The sequence below is a fragment of the Kitasatospora sp. NPDC059817 genome (assembly GCF_042731835.1).
Classification (GTDB): domain Bacteria; phylum Actinomycetota; class Actinomycetes; order Streptomycetales; family Streptomycetaceae; genus Kitasatospora.
On sequence record NZ_JBHWIR010000119.1, the window covers coordinates 1 to 2,081 of the forward strand.

General features: G+C 74.1%; 3 protein-coding genes. All 3 read right to left on the bottom strand.

Annotated features, from left to right (window positions below):
• On the bottom strand, positions 1-621 hold a 621-nt coding region (locus ACFV61_RS23680; RefSeq protein WP_380493746.1), incomplete at its 3' end, for an aldehyde dehydrogenase family protein.
• 151 nt (positions 622-772) lie between these two features.
• Positions 773-1,432 (bottom strand): haloacid dehalogenase-like hydrolase, encoded by a 660-nt coding sequence (locus ACFV61_RS23685; RefSeq protein WP_363587346.1) that lies wholly within the window; start codon positions 1,430-1,432, stop codon positions 773-775.
• 85 nt (positions 1,433-1,517) lie between these two features.
• Positions 1,518-2,027, bottom strand: a complete 510-nt coding sequence (locus ACFV61_RS23690; protein WP_350881082.1) for a DUF6912 family protein — start codon at positions 2,025-2,027, stop codon at positions 1,518-1,520.
• Positions 2,028-2,081: the final 54 nt, after the last annotated feature.

Here is a 2,081-nt window from a genome sequence, read left to right on the forward strand (position 1 = left end):
GTTGCCCATCAGCGCGGGCGCGGTCGGCAGGTTGCCGGCGATCGCGGTGAAGTTGAACGGGGTGATCGCGTAGACGAAACCCTCCAGCGGGCGGTGGTCCACCCGGTTCCAGACGCCCGGCGCGGAGATCGGCTGCTCGGCCAGGATCCGCCGGGCGAACTGGACGTTGAACCGCCAGAAGTCGATCAGCTCGCAGGCGGAGTCGATCTCGGCCTGCTGCGCGGTCTTGGACTGGCCGAGCATGGTGGCCGCGTTGAGGGTCTCCCGCCAGGGCCCGGCCAGCAGGTCGGCGGCCCGCAGGAAGACCGCCGCCCGGTCGTCGAAGGACAGCGACCGCCACTGCCGGCCCGCCGCGAGCGCCGAGTCCACCGCCGCACGGGCATCCTCCCGGGTGGCGTTGCCGAGCACCCCCAGCTTGGCGGCGTGGTGGTGCGGCTGGACCACGTCGATCCGCTCACCGCCGCCGAACCGCTGCTCGCCGCCGATGGTCATCGGCAACGGGATCTGCTCGGCCGCCAGCTCGTCCAGCCGCCGGACCAGCCGGCCCCGCTCCGGGCTGCCGGGCGCGTACCCCAGCACCGGCTCGTTGACCGGGAGGGGCACCTCGGTGACTGCGTCGATCGGCATGGCGGCTCCGTCCTGCTGACTGCTCCGGTGGGAGGGCCCGATCCCACCGGACAGGCCCTGGTCCAGCCTGACCAGCGGCCGCGCGATCCGCCCGCTCAGACACGCGGACGGCGGACGTGGCGCCCGCCACGCCCGCCCCGGCCGGTCAGCCCCGCCCCAGCCGCCCGGCCAACTCGACCGCCTCCGCCAGGCTGTCCACCACCGGCACCCCGAGCGGCTCCAGCTTCTCCCGGGTGTGCGAGCCGCCGGTGTAGAGCACCGCGTGCGCACCCGCGCCCAGGGCCGCCCGGGCGTCGTCCGCCGCGTCGCCGATCAGCACCGTACGGGCCGGATCCACCCGCTCGCCGAGCGCGGCCAGGTGCCGGGCCAACTGCTCCGCCTTCTGGCCGCCGGACGGGCCGCTGCGGCCGTCCACCCGCAGGAACCGGCCGGTCAGGCCGAAGGCGTCGACCAGCGGCAGCAGCTTCTCGTGCTCGTACATCGACAGCAGCGACTGGCTGTGCCCGGCTTCCCGCCAGCCGTCCATCAGCTCGTGCACGCCGTCCGTCAGCCCGCAGGCCGGGCTCAGCTCCCGGTAGCGGTCGTGGAAGGCCTCGTCCAGCCGGAGCCACTCCTCCTGGGACGGCATCCGGCCGAGCAGCCGCTCGTAGAACCGGGGGATCGGGATCTCGTACTGCTCGCGGTACTCCCGCATGGTCATCGGCCCGACGCCGATGGTCGCGAACGCGGCGTTGCTCGCGCCGAGCACCGCCTCCATGTCATGGAAGAGCGTGCCGTTCCAGTCCCAAACGATGTGTGTAGCCACGCGCGAAACGGTAGCCCCGACCACCGACACGCCGGTAGGACGGGGCTCACGCACCCCTCTGCTCCGCTCGGGTGCGCCCGGCCGTTCAGGCCAGCAGCGCGGAGATCTCCTGGGTGGCGAACCAGAGCAGGTCGTGGTCCTCGGCCCCGTCCACGGTGAACTGGGCGTCCTGGTCGCCCGCGTCGGCCGCGGCCACCGCCGCCACCGCGGCCGCGACGTCCTCGACCACCTCGCCGTCGGCGACGTCCGCGTGCACCGCCGCCGCCTTCGCCAGCGGCAGCGGGCCGGCCAGCACCACCCGGCCGAGCGAGGCCTGGTCCTGGTACTCGTCGCCGGGGAACGGCCGGACGGCCGAGTCGGCCACGTCCAGGGCCACCACGACCCGGCGGCGCGGGGCGTCCGGGTCGGCGGCCAGCAGCCGCAGGGAGGACTGCGCGGCCCGGTTCAGCGCCGCGTACTCCAGCTCCTCCAGGTCGTCACTGACGTACCACTCGCGCAGCGCGGGCGTCACGGCGTAGGCCGCGGACTGGTCCAGGGCACCACCCGGGTGCGCCGCCGCCAGGCCGTTCAGGGTGGTGGGCACGTACACGCGCATCGGTGGCACTCTCCGGTTCGTCCAGCGGCACAGCTTCCAGCGCCCCAAGAATAA

Excerpts from the sequence above, each read along its gene's own strand:
- ACFV61_RS23690 (WP_350881082.1), bottom strand. The coding sequence starts at position 2,027 with ATGCGCGTGTACGTGCCCACCACCCTGAACGGCCTGGCGGCGGCGCAC.